General features: G+C 66.3%; 11 protein-coding genes. 6 read left to right on the top strand and 5 right to left on the bottom strand.

Annotated features, from left to right (window positions below):
• Positions 1–192: 192 nt before the first annotated feature.
• Together cobA and HR9077_RS21585 are read right to left on the bottom strand one after the other, a co-directional pair.
• Entirely contained in the window at positions 193–1140 is a 948-nt protein-coding gene (gene cobA, locus HR9077_RS21590; protein ID WP_136069358.1) for a uroporphyrinogen-III C-methyltransferase, read from the bottom strand.
• Positions 1100–3844, bottom strand: a complete 2745-nt coding sequence (locus HR9077_RS21585; RefSeq protein ID WP_136069357.1) for a nitrate reductase — start codon at positions 3842–3844, stop codon at positions 1100–1102. The genes cobA and HR9077_RS21585 overlap by 41 nt, the downstream gene beginning before the upstream one ends.
• Positions 3845–4435: 591 nt before the next feature.
• On the opposite strand from HR9077_RS21585, the gene HR9077_RS21580 reads away from it, so the two are divergent.
• The 5 genes from HR9077_RS21580 (at position 4436) to HR9077_RS21560 (ending at position 12201) form a co-directional block, all read left to right on the top strand.
• Complete coding sequence (locus HR9077_RS21580; protein ID WP_136069356.1) at positions 4436–5710, top strand: NAD(P)/FAD-dependent oxidoreductase; 1275 nt, start codon at positions 4436–4438, stop codon at positions 5708–5710.
• 2 nt (positions 5711–5712) lie between these two features.
• A complete protein-coding gene (nirB, locus tag HR9077_RS21575) occupies positions 5713–8202 on the top strand; it encodes a nitrite reductase large subunit NirB (protein WP_136069355.1) in 2490 nt (829 codons plus the stop codon).
• A gap of 128 nt (positions 8203–8330) precedes the next feature.
• A complete protein-coding gene (gene nirD, locus HR9077_RS21570; protein WP_136069354.1) occupies positions 8331–8738 on the top strand; it encodes a nitrite reductase small subunit NirD in 408 nt (135 codons plus the stop codon).
• Positions 8739–8938: 200 nt separating this feature from the next.
• The gene (locus HR9077_RS21565) at positions 8939–9937 is read left to right on the top strand and encodes a helix-turn-helix transcriptional regulator (RefSeq protein WP_136069353.1); all 999 of its coding nucleotides are present in this window, start codon (positions 8939–8941) and stop codon (positions 9935–9937) included.
• Between the two features lie 152 nt (positions 9938–10089).
• Positions 10090–12201 (top strand): TonB-dependent siderophore receptor, encoded by a 2112-nt coding sequence (locus HR9077_RS21560; protein ID WP_136069352.1) that lies wholly within the window; start codon positions 10090–10092, stop codon positions 12199–12201.
• A 38-nt stretch (positions 12202–12239) separates the two neighbouring features.
• Here the strand turns inward: HR9077_RS21560 and HR9077_RS21555 are convergent, their stop codons facing one another.
• The 3 genes from HR9077_RS21555 to HR9077_RS21545 are packed head-to-tail and all read right to left on the bottom strand — an operon-like array spanning position 12240 to position 16723.
• On the bottom strand, positions 12240–13907 hold the full coding sequence (locus HR9077_RS21555; RefSeq protein WP_136069351.1) for a diguanylate cyclase: 1668 nt from the start codon (positions 13905–13907) through the stop codon (positions 12240–12242).
• Positions 13888–14286, bottom strand: a complete 399-nt coding sequence (locus tag HR9077_RS21550) for a response regulator (protein WP_136069350.1) — start codon at positions 14284–14286, stop codon at positions 13888–13890. Before HR9077_RS21550 ends, HR9077_RS21555 begins: the two co-directional genes overlap by 20 nt.
• Positions 14287–14326: 40 nt before the next feature.
• Complete coding sequence (locus HR9077_RS21545; protein WP_136069349.1) at positions 14327–16723, bottom strand: PAS domain S-box protein; 2397 nt, start codon at positions 16721–16723, stop codon at positions 14327–14329.
• A 135-nt stretch (positions 16724–16858) separates the two neighbouring features.
• Between HR9077_RS21545 and HR9077_RS21540 the strand changes: the two genes are divergently transcribed.
• The gene (locus HR9077_RS21540; RefSeq protein ID WP_136069348.1) at positions 16859–17038 is read left to right on the top strand and encodes a metallothionein; all 180 of its coding nucleotides are present in this window, start codon (positions 16859–16861) and stop codon (positions 17036–17038) included.
• Position 17039 lies beyond the last annotated feature (1 nt).

Here is a 17039-nt window from a genome sequence, read left to right as displayed (position 1 = left end):
AAACGAGAAATCGGCTCCCGGGCCCACCCGCATCGATCGAGCCTGCAGGCGCTTGCAGCGTGACAGACAGGTCACCGGGGCATCGTCAGCCACATTAACGATGTTCGTATTGCGCGATGCCGGTTCCAGAGCCAATCCATTGCCTCCATGAAACCGTAGTAAAGCCGCTGTCGGTTGTCGAAGTTGACCCCCCTACTGTTGGTCCTCGCTGGGTCTTGCCTGCCGCAAGCCCCCCTCAACCCCGACCGCGCGCGCTTGCCGCTGCGCCGCTTCGGCCATGCGCACCACGCTGCCGACCATGATCAGGCACGGCGAAGGCAGCGGATTTTCGGCGAGCTTTTGCGGCATGTCGGCGAGGGTGCCGATCAGCGACCGCTGCTCGGCCAGGCTGGCATTGGCGACCAGCAGCATCGGCCAGTCGTCGGGCAGCCCGGCGTCGCGCAGGCCGCTGCAGATCGCTGCAACCTTCGACAGGCCCATGTAGAACACCAGCGTCTCGTCGGTGCGGGCCAGCGAGGCCCAGTCCGGCTCGCCGCCCTCGCGACACAGCTGGGCGGTGACGAAGCGCAGCTGCTGGGCGTGGGCGCGATCGGTGAGCGCCATGCCCATCGCCGCGGCGGCGCCGGACGCGGCGGTGATACCGGGAACGATCTCGGCGGGTATCGCGCCCTCGGCCAGCGCGGCGAGTTCCTCGCCCATGCGGCCGAACACGCCGGGGTCGCCACCCTTAAGGCGCACCACCGACTTGCCCTCGCCGGCCAGCTTGACCAGCAGCGCGCCGATCTCGGCCTGCGCCACGCTGTGATGGCCGCGCGCCTTGCCGACGTAATAGCGCTCGCGGCCGGCGGGAATCATCGCCAGGATGTCGTCGCCCACCAGCCGGTCGTAGACGATGGCATCGGCCTGACTCAGCAGCCGTGCGGCACGCAGGGTGAGCAGATCGGCGTCGCCGGGCCCGGCGCCGACCAGATAGACGCGCCCCGGCCGGCCGTCGCCCGCCCCCGGCTCGGGCACATCGCGCCCGCCCGGGACCCATCCAGCCAGCGCCGTCCAGGCGCGATTCGCCCCGGCATTGAGGCGTGCCAATAGACCCGCCTGATCAAACCGCTTCGTGTGCAAGCGCTTGCTCGGTGCCGGCATGGGCGGCCTCCTCTTCGATCAGGGATTTCAATTCGGGAATGCACGAGCCGCACTGGGTACCACAGGCCAGCCGCGCGCCCAGCGCCTCGACATCGTCGTCGCCGCCACGGATCGCCGCGACGATCGCCTTCCTGCCGACCTGATGGCAGCTGCACACGGTCGGCCCGGCGTCGGCCTCGCCGGTATCGCAGCCGGCCAGCAGGCGGCGGCGCAGATCGCCGGACAGCGGCGTGTCCAGCGCCGCCTCGGCGAAGCGCTCGTCGAGCCAGTTGAGCGCCGGCAGCTCGGCGGGCGAACCGACCATCAGCCACCAGCGCAGCCGGCCGCTGTCAAAGCCGGCGGCACGCAGCCGGCCGCTGCCCACGTCCTCGGCCCACAGCGCCGGCTCGCCAGGCAGGTTGGCCTTGGCCCACGCCAGCCAGTCTCTGGGTGCCTCAGTCTCCTCCCCGCCGGCGAGTTGCCAGCGCCGGCTGTTGGCCAGCGGGATATAGGCCCAGTAGATACTCTCGTCACGCCAGACGGGCTCGCAATCGCTGTCGGCGGCGAGAATCAGCGTGGCCTCCCAGCCGGGGGCCAGCGGCGTCAGACCGACCGCGCCGTGCTTGGATTCCGGCTGACCGGAAACCGGGTCGGTATGCCCGGCAAACAGCCCGCCCATGCGCGCACGGCCGCTGAAGCTGTCGTTCCAGTGCATGGGCACGAACACCTCGCCACGCCGCTGCGCATGGGCGATCCGCACCCGGCCGAAGTAGTCGCCGCCGGCGCCCTCGAGCCGCGCCAGTTGCTGGTCGGCGAGTCCGTGTTGCGCGGCATCGTCGGGATGCACCTCGATGAACGGCTCACTACGGTGGTTCATCAGCCTTGGTGCGCGCGCGGTACGGGTCATGGTGTGCCACTGATCGCGCACCCGGCCGCTGTTCAGCCGCAGCGGGCGGGCCGCGCTCAGCGCCTGCTCCGGGCCACGCGGGCGCACGGCAATCAGCCTGGCCAGGCCATCCGGGGTGGCGAAGCGACCGTCGGTGAACAGCCGCGCGGTGCCCTCGGGCGCCGCGGCGTTGACCGGCCACTGGATCGGCGCCAGGGCGTCGTAACCGGCGCGGTCGAGTCCGGCAAGACCGGAAATATCGAACAGGCGTGCGCCCTCGGCCTGCTTGTCGAGCGGGTTCTCGAAGCCGGAGAGCCGCGCATGCTCGACGAAGACCTCGCCGGGATGCGCATAGTCGAACGCCTCGCCGAAGCCCAGGCGACTCGCCACCTGGCAGATGATCCACCAGTCGTGGCGGGCCTCGCCCGGCGGCGGCAGCAGGCCGCGCTGGCGCGAGATGCGCCGTTCGGAATTGGTCACCGTGCCATCCTTCTCGGCCCAGCTCGAGGCCGGCAGCACGATGTCGGCGTATTGCAGGATGTCGGCATTGGCCATGCAGTCGGAGACGATCACCAGCGGGCAGGCCGCGAGGATGCGCCGCACGCGGTTGGCGTCGGGCAGGCTGACGCCGGGGTTGGTGGCCATCACCCACAGCGCGCGGATCTCGCCGCGCTCGATGGCATCGAACAGCTCCACCGCCTTGTGGCCCGGGCCCGCGGGCAGGCTCGGGGTCAACGACGCGGTCGTCCAGAAGCGCGTCACACGATCGATGGCGCCGGGGGTGTGGTAATCCATGTGCGCGGCAAGCTGGTTGGCCAGCCCGCCCACCTCGCGCCCGCCCATGGCGTTGGGCTGACCGGTGATCGAGAACGGTCCGGCGCCGGGCAGGCCGATCTTGCCGCCGGCCAGATGGCAGTTGATGATCGCATTGCACTTGTCGGTGCCGCTGCTCGACTGGTTGACGCCCTGCGAATACAGCGTCACCACGTGCAACTGGCTGGCGAACCAGTAGAAGAAGGTTTCCAGGCGCTCGGCATCGACGTCGCAGTCGGCGGCGATCGCCTCGATCGAGCAGTCGTCCTCGCGGGCCGCGGCGAGTGCCTCCTCGAGGCCCTGGGCGTGGCGCTCGAGATAACGCCGGTCGAGACGATGGTTGGCGTCCATCCACGCCAGCAGACCGTTGAACAAGCGCGCATCGCTGCCCGGCCTGACGCCCAGGTACAGATCGGCGGCTTCGCAGGTATCGGTGACCCGCGGGTCGATGACCACCACGCGCAACAGCGGGTTGCGCTGCTTGGCGGTGCGCAGGCGCTGGAACAGCACCGGGTGGTTCCAGGCCAGGTTGGAGCCCACCAGCACCACCAGTTCGGCCTCTTCCAGGTCCTCGTAGTTGCAGGGCACGGCGTCAGCGCCGAACGCGCGCTTGTAGCCGGCCACCGCCGAGGCCATGCACAGCCGCGAGTTGGTGTCCAGGTGCGGCGTACCCAGAAAGCCCTTGAACAGCTTGTTGGCGGCGTAGTAGTCCTCGGTCAGCAGTTGCCCCGAGAGATAGGCGGCGACCGACTCGCGGCCATGCTCGGCCTGGGTCGCCGAGAGCCGCCCGGCGACGGCGTCGAGCGCGTCGTCCCAGTCGACCTCGACGCCATCGACCCTTGGCCGGGTCAGCCGGCCGTGCTCGCCGAGCGTCTCGGCTAGCGCCGAGCCCTTGACGCACAGCCGGCCGAAGTTGGCCGGATGGTCGCGGTCGCCCTCGACGGCGCCGAGCGTGCCCTCCGCGACGCTGGCGATCACCCCGCAGCCGACCCCGCAGTAGGGGCATGTGGTGGCGGTTCTGGTCATTTTGCCTCCCGCAATGCAAAGGGGCCCGATCCGCGGATGCGGATCGGGCCCCTTTGCCCGATGCTGACTGATTGACGCTTGAACGCATTTCCCCGATGTGGCAAGGCCGGCCGCCGTTGGCCGCCCCGCCGGAAACGCATCGACGCCTGTTGCCCAAACTGAGCAAGAAGTACACCCGGCCGGCTTTTTTCATGGCCAAACAGCCAGATAGCCACGACAGCCGCGATTCACGACCGACGCAGGACGAAGGACGAACCGGCCGGCGCGCAACGCTGGTGCAGAATCGCCCGCCGATGCACAACCAATGTTCGCCGGGCCAGCCTCGGGGAACCGTCGCCGGCGCCTAGAATTCGGCCAATACGCTGAATCGGCTTGGATAACTTCGCCCCTGGCACGCCCTTCGCTTCATTCAGGCCAGGACCCGGATCAAAGACGATCCCGACTGTCGGCCCGCCGGCAGCGACGTCCATCCGACAACACGAGCAACACCGCAGACAGGCAAAGGCGCCTGACGGAGCGAAGACCCAGCGTCTTCCGCCGTCAGGCGCCTTTTGCGTTTTTAGCCGGGTCACCTGGCTGGGAGGAAAGGCCATGACGCCGCATGACGGCCACGACACGTCCACGACCGAGCGCCTGCTGATCGTCGGCAACGGCATGGCGGGGCATCGCCTGCTCGAGGCACTGCTCAAGCGCGGCAATCGCCCCCGGCGAATCACCGTGATCGGCGACGAACGCACGCCGGCCTACAACCGTATCCTGCTCTCGCCCTGGCTGGCAGGCGATGCCGAGCGTTCGGCGCTGACCCTGCGCGAGCGCGACTGGTACGCCGAACAGGGCGTCGAGCTGGTGCTCGGCGAGCGGGTCTTGACCATCGACCGCCAGGCGCGCCGGGTGACCACCGACGCCGGCCGCGAGCTGGCCTACGACCGGCTGGTGCTGGCCACCGGTTCGCGCCCGGCGATGCCCGACCTGCAGGGCATTCGCCAGGCCGGCGTGCACGGCTTTCGCGATCTCGACGACGCCGCGGCGCTGACCCGCATCGCCGACGGTGCCACCCCCGACAACAACCGGGCGGTGGTGGTCGGCGGCGGCCTGCTGGGGCTGGAAGCCGCCGAAGGGCTGCGCAAGCGCGGCATGCGGGTCAGCGTGCTCCAGCGCAGCGCCCGGCTGATGAACCGTCAGATCGACACCACCGCCGCCGAGCTGCTGCGGGCCGAGCTGGAAAGCCGCGGCATCGAGGTGATCACCGGCGCGCAACTGGCCGGCTGCGAGGATAGCGGCCAGGGCCACGTCGGCGCGGTGTGCCTCGCCGACGGCAGGCGGCTGCCCGCCGACTGCGTGGTGGTCGCCGCGGGCATCACCCCCAATGCCGAGCTCGCCGCCAGGGCCGGGCTGGCCAGTGCCCGCGGCATCGTCGTCGACGCCTGGCTGACCAGCAGCGACCCGACGATTCATGCGCTGGGCGAATGCTGCGAGTTCGAGGGCCGCACCTACGGCCTGGTCGAACCGATCTGGCGCCAGGTCGAGGTGCTCGCCGCACGGCTGTGCGGCGAACCCTGTGCGGGCTACGTCGAGGCGCCGAGCGCCACCAAGCTCAAGGTCAGCGGCGTGTCGCTGTACGCCTTCGGGCCCATCGAGCCCGACGCCGGGCACGAGGTGCTGACCTATCACGATCCGCAGCACGGCGACTATCGCCGCCTGCTGCTGCGCGACGACCGGCTCGAGGGCGCCGTGCTCTACGGCGATACCGCCTTCGGCCCCTGGTATTTCGAACAATCGCTGGCCGGACGCGATCTCGGCGCCTGCCGCCAGGCGCTGCTGTTCGGCGCCGGCGATGCCAAACCGCTTCTCGAGGAGGCCGCATAACCATGAACAAGCAACGTCTGATCGTCATCGGCAACGGCATGGTCGGCCATCATCTGGTCGAGCAGTTGATCGCGCACAACGCCACCGAACACTATGAGATCGTGGTGTTCGGCGAGGAGCGGCATCGCGCCTATGACCGCGTTCATCTCTCGGAGTACTTCGGCGGTCGCGACGCCCAGTCGCTGGCCATGTGCGACGCCGACTTCTATGCCGCCAACGGCGTCGAGCTACGCCTGCACGAAGCCATCGCCCGGATCGATCGCGACGCCAACCGGGTGGTGAGCGACCAGGGCAGCTACGCCTATGATCGCCTGGTGCTGGCGACCGGCTCCTATCCCTTCGTACCGCCGATTCCGGGCGGCGACCGTGCCAACTGCCTGGTCTACCGCACGCTGGATGACCTGGACGCGATCCGCGCGGCCGCCGTGAATGCCAATACCGGCGTCGTGGTCGGCGGCGGCCTGCTGGGCCTGGAAGCCGCCAATGCCCTGCGCGGCCTCGATCTGGACACGGCCGTGGTGGAGTTCGCGCCGCGCCTGATGCCCATGCAGGTCGACACCGAAGGCGGCGAGCTGCTGCGCGAGAAGATCGAGGATCTGGGTGTCCAGGTGCTCACCGGACGCGCCACCCGGGAGATCGTCGATGGCGAGGCCAGTTTCCATCGCATGGTGTTCCAGGACGACAAGGTACTGGAAACCGATCTGATCGTGTTCTCGGCGGGGATACGCCCGCGCGACGCACTGGCCCGCGACTGCAGGCTGGAAGTGGGCGAACGCGGCGGCGTGGTGATCGACGACAAGTGCCTGACCAGCGACCCGGCGATCCTGGCCATCGGCGAGGTGGCACTCTGGAACGACAGCATCTTCGGCCTGGTCGCTCCCGGCTATCAGATGGCCAAGGTGGCCCTCGCCACGCTGACCGAAGGCGAAGAGACGTTCCGCGGCGCCGACATGAGCACCAAGCTCAAGCTGATGGGCGTCGACGTCGGCGCCATCGGCGATGCCCACGGCGATCGTTCGCCCGGCGCGCGCATGTTCCGCTACCTCGACGAGATCAAGCAGCAATACCGCAAGCTGGTCGTCTCCAGCGACGGCAAGAAGCTGCTCGGTGCCATGCTGGTCGGCGACAACGGCTACTACGATACGCTGATGCAGTACTACAGCAACGGCCTGGAACTGCCTGCCGATCCCGCCTCGCTGATCCTGCCCGGCAGCGACGGTGTACCGACGCTGGGGCCCGACGCGCTGCCCGAGAGTGCCTCGATCTGCTCGTGCCACAACGTCACCAAGGGCGCGATCTGCGCATCGATCGATGCCGGCGCCGGCGATCTCGGTGCGGTCAAGGCCGACACCAAGGCCAGCACCGGCTGCGGCGGCTGCGCGGCGCTGCTCAAGAACGTGGTCGACAGCGAACTAGAGGCCCGCGGCGTGGAGGTCGACCAGTCGATCTGCGAACACTTCGCGCATACCCGCCAGGCGCTCTACTCCATCGTGCGCGTCGAGGGCATCCGCACGTTCTCGGAACTGATCGGCAAGCACGGGCAGGGCTTGGGTTGCGATATCTGCAAGCCGGCGGTGGCATCGATCCTCGCCTCGTGCTTCAACGAGCCGATCACCGATGCCGCCCACGTGCCGCTGCAGGACACCAACGACACCTTCATGGCCAACATGCAGAAGAACGGCACCTACTCGGTGGTGCCGCGGGTGCCGGGTGGCGAGATCACCCCCGACAAGCTGATCGTGCTCGGCCGCGTCGGCGAGAAGTACGGCCTCTACACCAAGGTCACCGGCGGTCAGCGCATCGACCTGTTCGGCGCGCGGCTCGAGGACCTGCCGAGCATCTGGGGCGAGCTGCTCGACGCCGGCTTCGAGACCGGCCACGCCTATGCCAAGTCGCTGCGCACGGTGAAATCCTGCGTCGGCAGTACCTGGTGCCGCTACGGCGTGGCCGACAGCGTGGGCATGGCGATCCAGCTGGAGAATCGCTACAAGGGCCTGCGCTCGCCGCACAAGCTCAAGCTCGCCGTGTCGGGCTGCACCCGCGAGTGCGCCGAGGCGCAGAGCAAGGATGTCGGGGTGATCGCCACCGAGAACGGCTGGAACCTCTACGTCTGCGGCAACGGCGGCATGCGCCCGCGCCACGCCGAGCTGTTCGCCACCGATCTCGACGATGCGACGCTGGTCAAGTACATCGACCGCTTCCTGATGTTCTACGTGCGCACCGCCGATCGCCTGCAGCGCACCTCGGTGTGGCGCGAAAATCTCGAGGGCGGCCTCGACTACCTCAAGGCCGTGGTGATCGACGACAGCCTGGGGCTCGGCGCGGAACTCGAGGCGCAGATGCGCACGGTGATCGACAACTACGAGTGCGAGTGGGCGGGCGCCCTCAGCGACCCGGATAAGCTCAAGCGCTTCCGCAGCTTCGTCAACGACCGCCGCCCCGATCCGGACATCATCGTCACCGAGGAGCGCGGGCAACTGCGCCCGGCATGAGATGACATCTCGGCGTTAGCGGCATTTTTGGGAGGGGACTTTTTCCCGAGGGGCTGCAGATTTCATCGCGAATGAATTCGCTCCCACGAAACCATGGACCAACATAGCGACTTGATGAGGTAACGACCATGAACGCAGCAACGGCAATCGACAACGACGTGACCTGGCAGCCGCTGTGCCGCACGGCGGACCTGGTCGCGCATTCCGGCGTGGCGGCCTGGCTGGAAACCGCCGACGGGCCGGCCCAGGTGGCGCTGTTCTTTCTACCCGCCGCGGACAGGTCGGCCTCCACCCCGTCGAAGCTCGACGACCGGCCCCACGAGATCTACGCGGTGGACAATCACGACCCCTTTTCCGGCGCCAACGTGATCGCCCGCGGCATCGTCGGCGACATCGGGGGCGAGCCGGTAATCGCCTCGCCGCTCTACAAGCAGCATTTCCGGCTCGGCGATGGCCGCTGCGTGGAGAAGCCCGAGGTCGGCCTGCGCTGCTGGCCGGTAAAACTCGACGGCGACCGGGTGATGATCGCCGCCTGACCCGGCCACTTCCCCCCGATTCACACCGACGAGGAGCCGACCCCAGCCGGATTTCATTGGCAAAAGTACAATAAAACGCATTATCATTCTCACCGAAGCCCTGCGTGCCGCCGTGCCATGGCATCCGGTGGCGCGACTCGGGCACCGAATCATCGAGTCGCAGACGGTATGCCATGCCGCCGCGGACGAGGCTGACTTCCATGACCGCCACGACGACCCTGCCCCCCGCGAGCGCACCACGCCGCTTGACGGTGGCCGATTTCACGGCCTATGAGCGCCGCTATCACCTGTCGCATCGCTTCCCGGCCCTGGCCGGCGGCCGCCCGCCGGGCGAGCAGACGGTCGCCGAGGGGCGCGTCGACGAATATCAGCCCTGGCAGGGGTTCCAACTGGTCGGCTCGGACCTGGCGGTCCATCAGACCTACGAAACCCATGCCAGGAATGACGCGCCGGGACACGTCTCGATCATCGTGCTGCTGGAAGGCTGCGCGGAGTTCTCGCTCGACTCGATGCGCGGCCCCGAGCGCTACCGGCTGCACGCCGGCCAGGGCCTGCTGCTGACCTATGAGCGGGGCCAGACGCTCAGCGCCCGACACATCGCCCAGCGCCGCGTGCGCGCCGTCAACCTGACGATCATGCAACGAGCGCTCGCCAGCGATCCGCGCCTGACGGCGCTGGCGCGCCCCTGCCCCGACGAAAATCCGGGCGGGCTGTGGCCGCTCGTCGTGCCGGTCGGCCTGAGCCAGTCGCTGGATGACTGGCTGACCGCTCCGCCCGATACCGCATCGAGCGCCTTGCTGGCCGAGGGCCTGGCCCTGCAAATGCTGGCACTGGGCGTCACGCATCACCGGCCTCGCGCAGCGCCGTGGCAGCCCGCCCCGCTCGGCGAGCGTGACCGCCAATTGCTCGCCCGGGTCCATGCCCACCTCGAAGCCCACCCCGGGGAGGCACATTCGCTGGCCGCCCTGGCCAGGCTGGCCTGCATGAGCCCCAGCGCCCTGCGCGACAAGTACCGCCGTGCCTACGGGCGGTCGGTCTTCGAGCATCTGCGTGAATACCGCCTGACGCTGGCTCACCGACAGCTTCGCGCCGGGCATAGCGTCCAGCAGGTAGCCGCCCAGCTCGGCTATCGTCACGCCACCAACTTCGCCACCGCGTTTCGCCAACGCTACGGCATCGCCCCCAGCGAGCTTCGCTGACGAGCGGACAGCCCACCGGCCGATCGATTCCCCGGCCGGTGGCAAGACCGGCATCGCGCATAGCCTTCCCGTCGTCTTGCATAGGCAGGCCGGCGAATAAGCGTGAATAATTCTCACTATCACGAGAATTCACAACCGCAGGAAGGAACATCATGCAGGGCACTCGAACCGGACGACCCGCCACCCACTGGCTGCTCGGCATCACCCTGCTGCCGCTCACCGCGGCAGCCCAGACGACGGGCAGCGACGCCGAGACACTCGGCACGCTCACGATCACCGGCACGGCGGCGACCAAGACCGAAACCTCGGTCCTGGAAACCCCGCAGACCGTCTCCACCGTCGATCGCGAAGAGATGGACGAGCGCGGCGTGCGTACCCTGCGCGAGGCCGCTCAGTACACCCCCGGCGTCTACACCAATCAGGTCGGCGCCTCCAATCGCTACGATTACCTGGTGATGCGCGGCTTCTCCGACGGCAGCTTGAGCAACACCTACCTGGATGGCCTCAAGGTCATGGGCGATACCAACGGCTACAGCTCGATGGTCATCGACCCGTACTTCCTGGACAGCATGGAGATCGTCAAGGGGCCGGCCTCGGTGCTCTACGGCCGTTCCTCGCCCGGTGGACTGGTGGCATTGACCAGCAAGAAGCCGCTGTTCGAGGACTACCATGAGTTGCGCTTCTCGGTCGGCAACGACGCCCAGCGCAGCGCGGCCTTCGACTTCTCCGGCCCGCTGGACGACGAACGCCGGGTCGCCTATCGCCTGACCGGGATCGGCAGCAAGCGCGACACCCAGTTCGGCCCGGTCGAGGAGGAGCGCTACGCCATCGCGCCGTCGATCACCTGGGATGCCACCGACAAGACCAGCATCACCTTCATGGCCTACCTGCAGAAGGACCCGGAGGGCGGCTATCACTCCGGCGTGCCCTACGAAGGTGCCGTCGACAGCCACAACGGCCGGAAGATCGACAACGGCTTCTTCGATGGCGAGGACGACTACGACAAGTTCGAGCGCACCCAGCGCATGTTCGGCTACAGCCTCGAGCATCGCTTCAGCGACGCTCTCGTCGCGCGTCAGAAAGTGCGTTACCTGAACGCGGATGTCGAGCTCGACCAGGTTTATGGCTATGGCTGGACCTCGTCGGCATCCAATGAACTCACTCGATACTATTCCGGCGGCCGCGAATCGCTCGAGGCCTGGACCCTCGATAACCAGGTGGAAGCCAGGTTCGCAAGCGGCTTCGTCGAACACACGGTACTGGCCGGGGTGGATTACCAGGACCGCCGGAACGATATCGTCTGGACCGCCGGCAGCTTTCCCAGTCTCGATGCCTTCGACCCGAGCTATGGTGCCGACCCCGCGGGAGCCATCGCCGTTACCAACGACGAACGCCATGAGCTGACCCAGACCGGGGTCTACCTGCAGGACCAGATGGCGATCGATCAGTGGCGCGTCACCCTGGGCGGCCGCTACGACTGGGTGGACATCGAGAACACCAGCAACCTCACCGGCGACGACAGCACGCTGGATGATACCCAGTTCAGCGGCCGTGCCGGCGTGCTCTACCTGTTCGACAACGGTGTGGCGCCCTACCTTAGCTACAATACCGCCTTCACGCCGACCAGCTTCGTCGACGCTGACGGCGATCTGCTGGAGCCGATGGAAGGCGAGCAGTGGGAGACCGGGCTCAAGTACCAGCCACCGGGGACCCAGGATCGCTACAGCGTCTCGCTGTTCCGCATCAATCAGGAGAACATCGCCACCAAGGAGCAGCCCAACGACGATTACCGCTCGATCGGCGAGATCGAATCGCAAGGCCTGGAGCTGGAAGCTCGCAAGCAGCTGACCGCTGCGCTGCGCTTGCAAGCCGCCTACAGTTACACCGACATCCGCTACACGAAAAGCGACGATCCGGACGAGGAAGGCAATTACGCCATCTACGCGCCGCGCCATCAGGCCAGCCTGTGGGGGCACTATGCCTTCCAGGGCGAGACACTCGCGGGTCTGGACGCCGGCCTGGGCATACGCTACTACGCCGACATCCAGGCCGATCGCGCCAATACCGAAAAAGTCCCGGATTACACCCTGGTCGATGCCACCCTCGGCTACGACCTGAGCAAGGTCGGCCTGCAGGGGGTCAACGCCCGACTCAACGTGAGCAACCTGCTCGACAAGGAGTACGTCGCCTCCTGCAACTCGCTGCAATACTGCTACTTCGGCGCCGAACGCAATGTAAGCGCCACGCTGAGCTACACCTTCTAGGCACCTCCCGCCAGCCGCCCCGGGCGCCGCCGACCGCTTCAGTCGGCGGCCACCACCCGGTTGCGCCCTTCGCTCTTGGCACGGTAGAGACGCTGGTCGGCCCTGCCGATCAGCGTCTCGACGCCATTCCCGGCGCTCGCCTGCAACACACCGGCGCTGTAGGTGCAGGCGAAGCTTTGCTGGTCGGCGAGAAAGGAGAACCGGGCAAAGGCCTCGCGCAGCTCATCGACGATACGAACGGCCTGGGGCTCCTCGCAGTCGTTCAGCACCAGCAGGAACTCCTCGCCGCCGTAACGTCCGATCAGGTCCGACTCGCGCAATCGCCGGCTCAGCAGGTTGGCCAGCGCACGGATCACTTCATCGCCGACCAGATGACCGTAGGTATCGTTGACGCGCTTGAAGTGGTCGATGTCGAGCATCACCACGCACAGCGGCTGCTGGCGGCGGCGTGCCTGGGCCAGGGCCGCGCCCAGCTGCTCCTTGATGTCGGCGTGTTTGAGCAGCCCGGTGAGGCCATCGCGGGAAAGCGCCGTCGCCAGAGTGCGCGCCCGCCGCGCCCGGGCGGTGACCGCCGCCACCAGGGCCTCGGGAGCGATCGGCTTGACCATGAAGTCGTCGCCGGCCTTGGTCATTGCCGTGAGCTGGGCGCGGGCGTCCCCCGAGGCCGATAGATAAACGATCGGCACCTGTAGCCAGCGCGAATGGTAACGCACGATCTGCGCCAGCTCGGGACCGCTGCACTGGGGCATGCTCACGTCCAGCACCAGCACGTCGGGGGCAAAGTTTTCCATGACCTCGAGAACCAGCTCGGGCTGGTCGAGGGTGGTCACCGAGAAGCCGGCGGTTTCGAGTACCAGCCGGTGGTAATCCAGCGTCGCGGCATCGTCGTCGACCATCAATACCCGCATTGGCGCCGCCCGGTGCCCGCGCAGGTGAACCTCGAGCATCTCGGCCAGACGGATCGGATCCAGCGGCCGGGTCAAAAAGCCCTCCACGCCGGCACGCACGGCGCGCAGCTGAACATCGAACCGTTGCGACTCCTCGGTGGCGAATATCGGCAGCTGCGCCGTCGTCTCGTGCTGGATCGCCTCGCCGATGGCCAGCCCCTCGGCGGCGCCATCGTCGGCGAAATGCAGGTCGAGGATCAGCGCGTCGGGGCACTGCGCGCGACAGGCCTGCTGTAATGCCAGACCATCGACGAACAGGGTGGCCGCGTAATGAAAGCTCGCGAGGATCTGGCAGAGCTGATGGCCCAGCGTTTCGTCATCCTCGAGGATATAAACGCGTGGATAGGCTTTCGCCGTGGCGTTGGGCACCGATGAAGCGGTGTTTACGGGGATCGCCTCGGCCTGTCCCGAGAGCACGGAGATCGTCGCGTCTAGAGCCGGCTCGAAACGTTCGTGCAGCGCCATGAGGCTGTGCTTGATGTCATCCAGCGCGCGCCCTGTCGACAAGGCCTCGTCGAGCTGCATTTCGAGTTCACGACAGGCCTCTCCGATATCGCAGAAACCGAAGGTGCCGGCCCCGCCGGCGATCTTGTGCAGACGGTTTCTGACCTCCAGCCACGCCACTCTGTGATGGGTGTCGCCCGTCAGGCCCTCGACTTTGCCGGTCAGCGCATTCAGCTCATCGTCCAGCCACAGGCGATAGTCCTCGCGTAGCTGGCGAAGCCGTTCCTGAACGATATCAACCGGATTGTGATCCATGAAAGTCTGTCCAGATCGATTCGAGTTTTCCCGCCAAGGCCATCGGGTCGAACGGTTTCACGATCACCGCCGTAGCTCCCAGGTCGATATATTCTTGATGATCGCCCGGCTGGGTCTTGGCGGTCATGAATACCACGGGGACGCCGTCAAGAGCGACGACCTCGGCAAGGGCGGCCAGTGTGGCGGGGCCATCCATGTCGGGCATCATCACGTCGATCAACAGCAGATCCGGGCTGAACGCCGCCGCCTGCTCGACGGCCACACGCCCGCTGTTACAGCTGAGCACCTGCAGGCCGCCGATGCTTTCCAACGCAATCCGGGTAATCGCACTGATCGACTCGTCATCATCGACATGCAGCACCCTTTGCAATACTGCCATGCTTTCTCCCACGGGCCACCAGGCCCATACGCGCCTATTGTTATCCGGCCAGCGGCAGATCAAACCAGAAGCGAGTGCCCTCGCCGATAGTGGAATCGAAGCCGATGTTGCCATCCATATGCTCGACCAATTGCTTGGAAATCGCCAACCCCAATCCAGTCCCACCCTGACGACGGGTGTTGCCACCTTCGGCCTGGGCGAAATGCTGGAATAGCCGCCCCTGGAAAGCTTCAGGCACACCCGGGCCATGGTCCGAAACCTCGACGACGACCCGCTCGCTGACAACGCCATAGCTCACGGTCACCCGCTCGCCGAGCGGCGAGAACTTGATGGCGTTGGACAACAGATTGGCCAGCACCTGACCGAAGCGCAGGCTATCGACCTCGACCTTCACATTGGCATCACCGACCAGCACCAGTTGCACGCCATAGCTTTCTGCATACCCATGGTTGCTGGCCAAGCCATCCTCGAGCAACGTATGCAGATCATGGGTCCTGAAATCGAAGGCCAATTGCTCGGCGGCGAGCTTTTCCCAGTCGAGCAGATCATTGACCAGGTGGCCCAGGCGCTCGGTATTGCGTTCGGCCACACTCAGCATTTCGCTCATGGTCGAGGGCACCTCACCCAGCACCCCATTGTTGACCAACGACAGCGCCCCCTTGATCGATGTCAGCGGGGTACGCAGTTCGTGACTGACCACGGCGACGAACTCGCTTTTCAGCCGATCGAGTTGACGTTGTTCGGTAACATCCTGAATCTGTGCGACGAAGTACCGCGGATGCTGAGCGGAATCACGCACTAGCGAAACCGACAGCAGTCCCCAGAACATGCTCTCGTCATGGGTGAAGTAGCGCTTGAGCAGTTGATATTGCGGAATCTCTCCACGAATAAGCTGGCCGACCAGATCCAGGTCCGAGGCCAGATCGTCGGGGTGGGTCAACGTCTGGAAATCGGTTGCCAGCAATTCATCTCGTTCATACCCCCACATGGTACATAGGGTCCGATTGACCTCAAGGAACTGGCCTTCCAGCGAGACCAGCGCCATGCCCTGGGGGGCGGTATCAAACGCGGTGCGGAATTGCTCTTCTCTGATCTTCAGTTCCTGCTCCATCGCCTGCAATTGGCTGCGGTCAATGGCGACGCCGAGGAAGCCATCGATCAGTCCGGCGTAATCGAGTATCGCGCTGATTACCAACCGCACCTGGCGATGACCGCCATCTCGTTCGACGTAGGTCCAGTCGCCACTTTCCGGTTCACCGCGCAGCGCTCGGGCAGTAAACACTTCGAAATCGCTCACGGGCACGCCGTAGCGTTCGGAGAGTTCGGCGGCGTGGCGCTCGATCTCCTCGGGGAGGTGAAACGTGAGCGGGGTATAGTGGCCAACCACCTCATCGGAGGCGTAACCCAACAGTCGTTCCGCCCCGGTATTGAACAACGTGATCACCCCGCTAGGGTCGGTGGCGATGATCGCCACTTCGGTGGAGGCATCGATCACCGCCTGGAGACGGCGACGCATATCAATGATCTGCTGCTCATAGCGTTGGCGTTCGGTGATATCGTGCATCGTCACCACGGCTCCAAGACGCTTGCCGGCCTCGTCGAAGTACGCCTGACCGTTACAGGTTACCCATCGCAACGGCTGCCCGTCGGCCTTGATGCAAATCTCCTGATCACGCACCGTTTCGCCCTTCCAGGCAGCCCTCAACGGAATACGCTCGAGCGCCAACGGCGTCTCGCCATCCGCCTCGAAAAGGTTGAAGCAGGCGGCCCACTGCTCGGGCGGCATGGATAGCGGGTCACCGCCGTGCCAGCCGCGAGCGCGGGAATTGAACAGGCTCAAGCCCCCCTCGGCGTCGCTGGCGACGATACCCGCCGGCATCGACTCGAGTAGACTATCGAGCAATGCCTCGCGCGCTTGCGCATGGCGCGTTTGCAGCCGTTGCTCGATCAGTCGTACGGCAAGCCGCGCCAGGTCCTCGAGCGCCCGGCGCTGGCCGTCGTCGAGGCACCGTGGGCGCGAGTCGATTGCACATAAGGTACCCAGGCGATGCCCTCCGGCGACCACCAGCGGCATACCGGCATAGAAGCGAATATGGGGCTCACCAACGACCAGAGGATTATCGGCGAAACGTGCGTCCTTATGCGCATCGGGCACCTCCATCAGTTCGTCAGTGACAATGGCATAAGTACAGAACGAATGCTCGCGCGGGGTCTCCTGCGCATCGAGGCCGACACAACTCTTGAACCACTGTCGATGGGCATCGACCAGCGAAATCAATGCGATGGGTACGTCGCAGAGCTGTGCCGCCAGACGCGTGATCGCATCGAATTCCTCCTCGGCGACACTATCGAGGATCTCGTAGCGGGCCAGCGCCGCGAGACGCTCGGCCTCGTCAATGGCCGGAATATCGGGCTTAGCCGCTGGACGATGGTCCATGAAGGACTCCTGGGAAGAATAACGACTGTGTCCTGATTATCGGACCGGAAGGCGAAAGCTTGATAGCCGACGTATTGGGAAGCGGCGGCGGCGTGACTACAATGACCTTATCGCACGCTAGGGAAGGAGGAAAACATGCCCTCAAGGATATGCGAGTGCCCCCACTGCGATTGCCCTGTGCCCGACACGGCGATCCCCGTCAACGGGCGCTACTATTGCTGCACGGCCTGCGCGACGGCCCACGACGACCGCCGGCCCTGCCAGGACCCCAAGTGCGACTGCCACGAGCACGGCTGGGGCGGCATCAAGACCTGAC

It is taken from the genome of Modicisalibacter radicis, assembly GCF_900961225.1.
Taxonomy (GTDB): domain Bacteria; phylum Pseudomonadota; class Gammaproteobacteria; order Pseudomonadales; family Halomonadaceae; genus Modicisalibacter.
The sequence above is the reverse complement of the archived record's forward strand: the minus strand, read 5'-3'. Positions and strand labels throughout refer to the sequence as shown.

Bases quoted from the DNA above. Each gene is read 5' to 3' on its own strand.
- HR9077_RS21580 (WP_136069356.1), top strand. From the start codon at position 4,436: ATGACGCCGCATGACGGCCACGACACGTCCACGACCGAGCGCCTGCTG.
- HR9077_RS21545 (WP_136069349.1), bottom strand. From the start codon at position 16,723: ATGGACCATCGTCCAGCGGCTAAGCCCGATATTCCGGCCATTGACGAG.
- cobA (WP_136069358.1), bottom strand. From the start codon at position 1,140: ATGCCGGCACCGAGCAAGCGCTTGCACACGAAGCGGTTTGATCAGGCG.
- HR9077_RS21540 (WP_136069348.1), top strand. From the start codon at position 16,859: ATGCCCTCAAGGATATGCGAGTGCCCCCACTGCGATTGCCCTGTGCCC.
- HR9077_RS21585 (WP_136069357.1), bottom strand. From the start codon at position 3,844: ATGACCAGAACCGCCACCACATGCCCCTACTGCGGGGTCGGCTGCGGG.
- HR9077_RS21560 (WP_136069352.1), top strand. From the start codon at position 10,090: ATGCAGGGCACTCGAACCGGACGACCCGCCACCCACTGGCTGCTCGGC.
- HR9077_RS21550 (WP_136069350.1), bottom strand. From the start codon at position 14,286: ATGGCAGTATTGCAAAGGGTGCTGCATGTCGATGATGACGAGTCGATC.
- HR9077_RS21555 (WP_136069351.1), bottom strand. From the start codon at position 13,907: ATGGATCACAATCCGGTTGATATCGTTCAGGAACGGCTTCGCCAGCTA.
- nirB (WP_136069355.1), top strand. From the start codon at position 5,713: ATGAACAAGCAACGTCTGATCGTCATCGGCAACGGCATGGTCGGCCAT.
- HR9077_RS21565 (WP_136069353.1), top strand. From the start codon at position 8,939: ATGACCGCCACGACGACCCTGCCCCCCGCGAGCGCACCACGCCGCTTG.
- nirD (WP_136069354.1), top strand. From the start codon at position 8,331: ATGAACGCAGCAACGGCAATCGACAACGACGTGACCTGGCAGCCGCTG.